Origin of the sequence: Micromonospora sp. NPDC050695 (assembly GCF_040654415.1) — a bacterium.
Classification (GTDB): Bacteria; Actinomycetota; Actinomycetes; order Mycobacteriales; family Micromonosporaceae; genus Micromonospora.
This window is the reverse complement of sequence record NZ_JBFAHZ010000102.1, coordinates 1-5,637: the sequence shown is the minus strand read 5'-3', so window position 1 is coordinate 5,637 and position 5,637 is coordinate 1. Positions and strand designations below refer to the sequence as shown.

Below are 5,637 nucleotides of genomic sequence, written 5' to 3'. Positions count from 1 at the left end.
AAGATCATCAGAGTCGCGCTCGTCCCACAACTACCTTGGACCCATCCTGAACCTGGACAGAACATCTCAAGCCGGAACAACGCCGGGGCCGTGGGCACGGAACAGGTCGACGGTGCGCAGCGAAAGGCCGGTGCGCTGGTTCAGCTTTTCAACGAGCACGGCCAGTCGCAGCGAGTCGCCGCCCATATCGAAAAAAGTACTGTCGTCGTCCACTTCGGCAATTTCCAGTACGTCTTGCCAGACTGAGCGGACGATGTCACGCCGTTGGTCGGCGTTGGACAAGTCGACGGCAGACGGTTCGGTCACAGCTTCTCCTCCGGTGCGTTGGCGAGCTCGGCCGCGCTCTGTCGCAACTTGCCGAGAATGCTTTCGATGGTGGCTGGGTTGAACAGTTCGACCAGGAAATCGAGGGCGAACGTGATCCGGTCGCCGTCGGCGTCGCGGTCCACTCGGACGAACAGGTCGAAGTCGTACTTGCCGTAGACACTCTTCAGTGGCCAGTAGTGACCGGACACCTCCCGTGTCAGCTCGATGCGTGCCGGCAGGTCGTCGACGTTGACAAGAATCGGGGTCAGCGGTGGCCAGATCTGACGCCGCCCGGGGTTCAGCGCCGCGGCGATCGCGTCCAGCGGCACGTCGGAGTCGACGAAAGCGGCCGTGGCGGACCGGCGTGTGATCCGAAGCAGGTCGCGCCACGTGGTGTCGTGGTCAAACGTGACCCGCAGCATCAGCGTCGCCATGTACATGCCGATCGCCTCTGAGGTGGCAGGGTCGTCGCGTCCTGGCCAGCCGAAGGCAATCAGGAAGTCCCGCTGGCCGGTCATCCGGCAGAGCGTCCCGGCCAGCACGGCGACCGCCGTCATGAACGGCGTGCACCCCTCCTGACCGGCCACGGCCAGGACCCGGGCGCTCAGCTCGTGGTCCAGCGTGATCGACAGGTTCTCGGCGACGATCGACTCGGCCTCCACCGCCGCCGGCGGCCGGTCGTACGGTAGGTCGACGGTCATCGGCGCGCCGCGCAGGCGCTCCAGAACCTGGGCGACCCGTTCCGGCGAACGTTGCTGCCGAACGGTTCCCGGCACGTCGGCCGGGTGCACGGGAGCGGCGAGGGCCGGTTGCTCGCCTGCCAGGAACGCCCGGTACACCGTGGCGATCTCGGGTACCAGCAGGTTGCGTGACCAGCCGTCGAACGAGATGTGGTGCATCGTCAGCACAAGCAAGGTGCGGTTCTCGTCGACCTTGATGACTTCGGCGCGCACCTGGGCCTCGTGGGCCAGGTCGAACGGGGTCCAGCACAGCGCCTCGACCAAGTGGTCGAGCTTCTCCCCGGTCCAGCCCTCTGCCCGCGCGTCAATGAACCCGACGTGTCCCGGCTCGCCGTCGGTCCGGTATTCGACCCTGCCTGTCGCCGTATTCAGCCGAAACCGCGACCTCAGCGCCGGATGGCGGGATACCACGTGTCGCACTGCGTCGACGAAAATTTGATGATCGATGCGTCCGGCGAATTCTAGTACGGACGGGATGAGATATGTGGGACGTAATCGTTCGTCTGTGTCTAGTACCCAAATTCCCTGCTGCACCGGCGTTGCCGCATGCCACAGCCGTGTACGCCTAAGGATGTCCGGCAATTTTGATTTCCCCCGAAAAAAATGCCCGAGCGCTAGCGAGTGACGTCCTTATCGCACTCCGGCGGACATCTTCGCTGTTCGATCCGATTTGGACCGTAACGGAGGCGCCACGATCCTGTCAACGTCACGCTGATGACAACTAGTCGGAGGTAGGGCCGCCCTCCACGGTGAACTGCCTGGCCCGGGACCCTGACGGCCGGCTCCGCGGCTAGCAAAAATAGGGGAGAGCCACAGTGGACAGCAGCTGTGCGGCCGGCGAACGACTGCCGGCGTCCCCGCATTCTGAGCCTGAGGCAGGTAGGGTCGAGGGCGCGGGGGAATAGTCGCCCAGTCGACGACTGGGGCGTTGATGCATGCTCTTCCCCGCTCTTCCACGTGTTGCCAGGTTGATTCACCACTTGTGGAACAGGGGATCCTAGCCAGTGACCACGCACGACACCGCCATCTCGTCATGTCCCATGCACCGCGCTAGCTCCGACAACATGGTCGACCTCGTCGGCCCGACGTTGTACTCGGGTGACGACACCTACGCGGTGTGGCAGCGGATGCGCGACCACGAAGGGCTCCTCTGGCACCAGGTGGACGAGAAACGGGGCTTCTGGTCCGCGGCGAGGTATGCCGACGTCGATCTCGTGTTGAGCGACTATTCGCTGTTCACCTCCGAGCGCGGCACGTTGCTGAACCTGCTCGGCACGGATGACCCGGCGGGCGGTACACAACTCGCCGTCACGGATCCTCCTCGGCACACGGAGATGCAGGGCCGGCTGAAGAAGGCGCTCGCCATCAAGGCCATCGAGAGGCAACGCGACATGATCCGCGACAAGATCGTCGGGTTGCTCGAACCGCTCGGTGACGGCGGTGTCTTCGACTTCGGGCAAGCGATGCTGCAGCTACCGATCGCGGTCATCGGCATGATGATGGACCTGCCGGAGGACGACTGGGCGTGGCTGACCCGGATGAACATCGCGTGTGTCGCCTACGACGACCCAGACTTCCAGGACCCCCACGACCCGTCGATGACGCTGACCCTGGCGCACCAGGAACTGCTGGGGTACTTCCAGGAGCTCGTCCGCCACCGCAGGAACAACCTCGGCGACGACCTGATCAGCGTGCTGATCACGACGCCGTTCGAGGGCAGGAACATGTCCCTCGGTGAGATTCTGTCGAACTGCTACAGCGTGCTGCTCGGCGCGCTGGTCACCACGCCACACTCCCCCAACTACATGATGGCGCAGCACACCGACACCGGTGTGCTGGAGGAATGGGCGGCGCACCCGCAGGTCGGTCCGACCGCGGTCGAGGAGGCGCTCAGGCTGGCGTCGCCGGTGCACCACTTCCTTCGGTATGCCACGAAGGACGTCGAGGTGGCGGGCACCCGGATCGCTGCCGGGGACGCTGTGGTTGCCTGGCTCGGTGCCGCCAACCGGGACGACCGTGCCTTCCCCGACGCGTCGCGTTTCGACCTACGGCGCAAGCCGAACCGGCACCTCGCGTTCGGCGCAGGGCCGCACTACTGCATCGGCCACAGCGTCGCCAGGGTCACCTTGCGAGTGCTGTTCGAAGAGTTGTTCAATCGCTACGCGAACTTCAGTCTCGCCGGCACGCCGAAGCGGTTGATCTCCAACTTCGCCTGCGGCTACAAGCACGTCCCCATCACTGCATCCGTGCGTGCGAGGTCCGGCGCGTGACAGGCGTGGGCTTCAACAGCGCCTGGACGCGTTCGTACGCCGGGCGGGCCGACGCCGCCGTGCGGCTGTTCTGTTTCCCGTACGCCGGCGCCTCCGCGTCGATCTTCCGCACCTGGCACACCGGGCTGCCCGAGGGGATCGAGCCGGTCGCCATCCAGCTTCCCGGCCGCGACGACCGGTTCGACGAGCCGCCGTACGAGCACATGACACCACTGGTTGCCGACCTCGCCGACGTGCTTTCGCCGCTGATGGACAAGCCGTACGCCTGCTACGGGTTCAGCATGGGCGCCAGGGTCGCGTTGGCGCTGGTGCACGAACTTCGCGACCGAGGGCTCCTCGCGCCGAGGCGATTGTTTGTGGCTAGCAGCGCGGCGCCCGTGCTGCGCCAGCCGGTCCGCGGCTGGGACGAACCGGAGGAGGGACTGGTCGCCTACCTGCGTGAACTTGGCGGCACACCACCGGGGCTGTTCGACAATCCGAGTCTGCTGGAGCTGTTCCTGCCGTCTCTACGGGCCGACCTACGCGTGGTCGGCACATGCCCGATCGCGGAGACGGTGCCGCTCGACGTGCCGATCCGGGCGTTCGCCGGGGAGACCGACGTCGAAGCCCCTCCGGCACGGATGCGCGACTGGGCGCGAGAGACCAACACGGAGTTCGAGTTGACCATCCTGGCGGGCAGTCACTTCTTCCCGGAGGCGGAAACCGTGCGGATGATGGAGATCATCAGCGCTGACCTGCTGACCTGACCGGGCGTTGACGCGCGGCGCCAACGCCCGGTCCATGCCACTTACTGGGCCGCGTCCAGCCTCGCGCGCTGGTCGCCGGTCAGCTCGAGGTCCACGGCGGCGAGGCTCTCGTCGAGCTGAGCGATCGAGGAAGCTCCGACGAGCGGGATGATCGGCAGGTCGCCGCCCATCAGCCAGGCGAGCACGACCTGGTTCGCGGTGGCGCCCGTCTCCTCGGCGACCGCACGCACCGCGGCCAGCCGGTTCTCGGTGCCGGCGTGGTCGAAGGCCGGGCCGAGAGGCCGATCGTCGCGGACGTATGCACCGGACAGCAGTGGGGTGTAGGCCACAAGCGTGAGACCCGGATTGGCGCGCAGGTAGCTGAGCACCTCGCCAGTGGCCAACCCTTGGTTGCCGTCGACAGACCGGCGCCCGGGCATGTCGGTGCGGGCACGCAGGTAGCTGTGGTGGTACTGGAGAACCTCGTAGCCGGGCAGCCCGGCGCTCGCGGCGGCCGCCCGCGCCTGCTCGACGCGCCAGGTCCAGTGGTTGCTGACGCCGAGCAGCCCGACCACGTCCTCCGCGACGAGGTCCGCGAAGCCCTGCACCGTTTCTTCGACCAGGGCGTTCGGGTCCTCGACGTGCGCGTAGAGCAGGTCGATCTTGTCCACCCCGAGCAGTTCTCTGCTCCGTTCTGCGGATTTGCGGATCACGGAGGCGGAAAGCCCCTCGATGTTTTCCTGCTTGGCGGTCGCCGCGAAATCCAACCCGGCCGCGACCGGCCGCCCGCCGAGCTTCGTCGCGATCACGACCTCGGACTGCACGCCGCGGCTGCGCCTCCACCGGCCGAGCAGCGCCTCACTTTCCCCACCCTGAGTCGAGTTGATCCAGAAGGAGTAGTTGTTCGAGGTGTCGACGAATGTGCCGCCGGCCTCGACGTACCGATCCAGAATCGCGAACGAAGTGTCCTCGTCGGTCTCCGTGCCGAATCGCATGGCGCCGAGGGCCAGGACGCTCACCTCTCGCTGTGCCGCCGTCTGGCCGATCGTCCGATATCGCATCCAGTAGCCTCCCCGTTGCCAGATTGATGGTCGTGGTCACCATACCGGAAAGCCCTGCTCCTGATCTCGCACGCTTGACCTCGGTTGGTCAGACAATGAGCCCTCTTCAACCTGATCTGGCAGGTCAGGCTGGTAGGGGGCCGCAGATCGGCGAGGACGGTACTCCAAACAAGACAGCGAGCCGACGAAACTCGATACACCGTGGCAGACCGAAACGACCAGGGAAACCGGGCTGCTCGGCCAGCAGGTCACGGGCGACTATGCTGAAGGAGTTGCACGGCATCGGCCCCTCCGGTGCAGCCCGCCTCCTGGCCGGTGTCGCCAACATCAGCCGATTCGCCGACCGCGACCGGTTCGCCTCCTGGAACGGCACCGCACCCCTAGTACGGCAGCCGCCATTAGCAGTCTGACCTGCTGGGATGTGGTGGGGGCGGCGTCCGACATGGACGCAGCCGCCCGTTGATCATGTGTTTGTGAAGACAACAAGATCGAAGGCGGCTGCTGCTGCCAGCATAGAGGCTGCCCGGGCGGCCCG

Annotated in this window: 6 protein-coding genes; 3 read left to right on the top strand and 3 right to left on the bottom strand. The window is 66.0% G+C overall.

The genetic code is table 11. From position 1 onward, the window contains the following. Window positions 1-66: 66 nt before the first annotated feature. Complete coding sequence (locus AB0H52_RS31290) at window positions 67-306, bottom strand: acyl carrier protein (RefSeq protein WP_357951877.1); 240 nt, start codon at window positions 304-306, stop codon at window positions 67-69. After that, window positions 303-1,580, bottom strand: coding sequence for a condensation domain-containing protein (locus AB0H52_RS31285; protein WP_357951875.1), 1,278 nt, complete (start codon window positions 1,578-1,580; stop codon window positions 303-305). Before AB0H52_RS31285 ends, AB0H52_RS31290 begins: the two co-directional genes overlap by 4 nt. A gap of 530 nt (window positions 1,581-2,110) precedes the next feature. On the opposite strand from AB0H52_RS31285, the gene AB0H52_RS31280 reads away from it, so the two are divergent. Further along, window positions 2,111-3,316, top strand: a complete 1,206-nt coding sequence (locus AB0H52_RS31280; RefSeq protein ID WP_225854864.1) for a cytochrome P450 — start codon at window positions 2,111-2,113, stop codon at window positions 3,314-3,316. Further along, window positions 3,313-4,062: a thioesterase domain-containing protein gene (locus tag AB0H52_RS31275; protein ID WP_357951873.1), complete on the top strand. Its 750-nt coding sequence runs from the start codon at window positions 3,313-3,315 to the stop codon at window positions 4,060-4,062. Before AB0H52_RS31280 ends, AB0H52_RS31275 begins: the two co-directional genes overlap by 4 nt. A gap of 41 nt (window positions 4,063-4,103) precedes the next feature. Here AB0H52_RS31275 and AB0H52_RS31270 read toward each other — a convergent pair whose 3' ends face one another. Further along, window positions 4,104-5,102 carry an aldo/keto reductase gene (locus AB0H52_RS31270; protein ID WP_151493186.1) on the bottom strand — a complete coding sequence of 333 codons (999 nt, stop codon included), beginning with the start codon at window positions 5,100-5,102 and terminating at the stop codon, window positions 4,104-4,106. Between the two features lie 26 nt (window positions 5,103-5,128). Here AB0H52_RS31270 and AB0H52_RS31265 point away from each other — a divergent pair, with 26 nt between their 5' ends. Further along, window positions 5,129-5,512 (top strand): transposase, encoded by a 384-nt coding sequence (locus tag AB0H52_RS31265; protein WP_357951879.1) that lies wholly within the window; start codon window positions 5,129-5,131, stop codon window positions 5,510-5,512. The last annotated feature ends 125 nt before the right edge of the window (window positions 5,513-5,637 follow it).

Excerpts from the sequence above, each read along its gene's own strand:
- AB0H52_RS31265 (WP_357951879.1), top strand. The coding sequence starts at position 5,129 with ATGGTCGTGGTCACCATACCGGAAAGCCCTGCTCCTGATCTCGCACGC.
- AB0H52_RS31280 (WP_225854864.1), top strand. The coding sequence starts at position 2,111 with ATGGTCGACCTCGTCGGCCCGACGTTGTACTCGGGTGACGACACCTAC.
- AB0H52_RS31270 (WP_151493186.1), bottom strand. The coding sequence starts at position 5,102 with ATGCGATATCGGACGATCGGCCAGACGGCGGCACAGCGAGAGGTGAGC.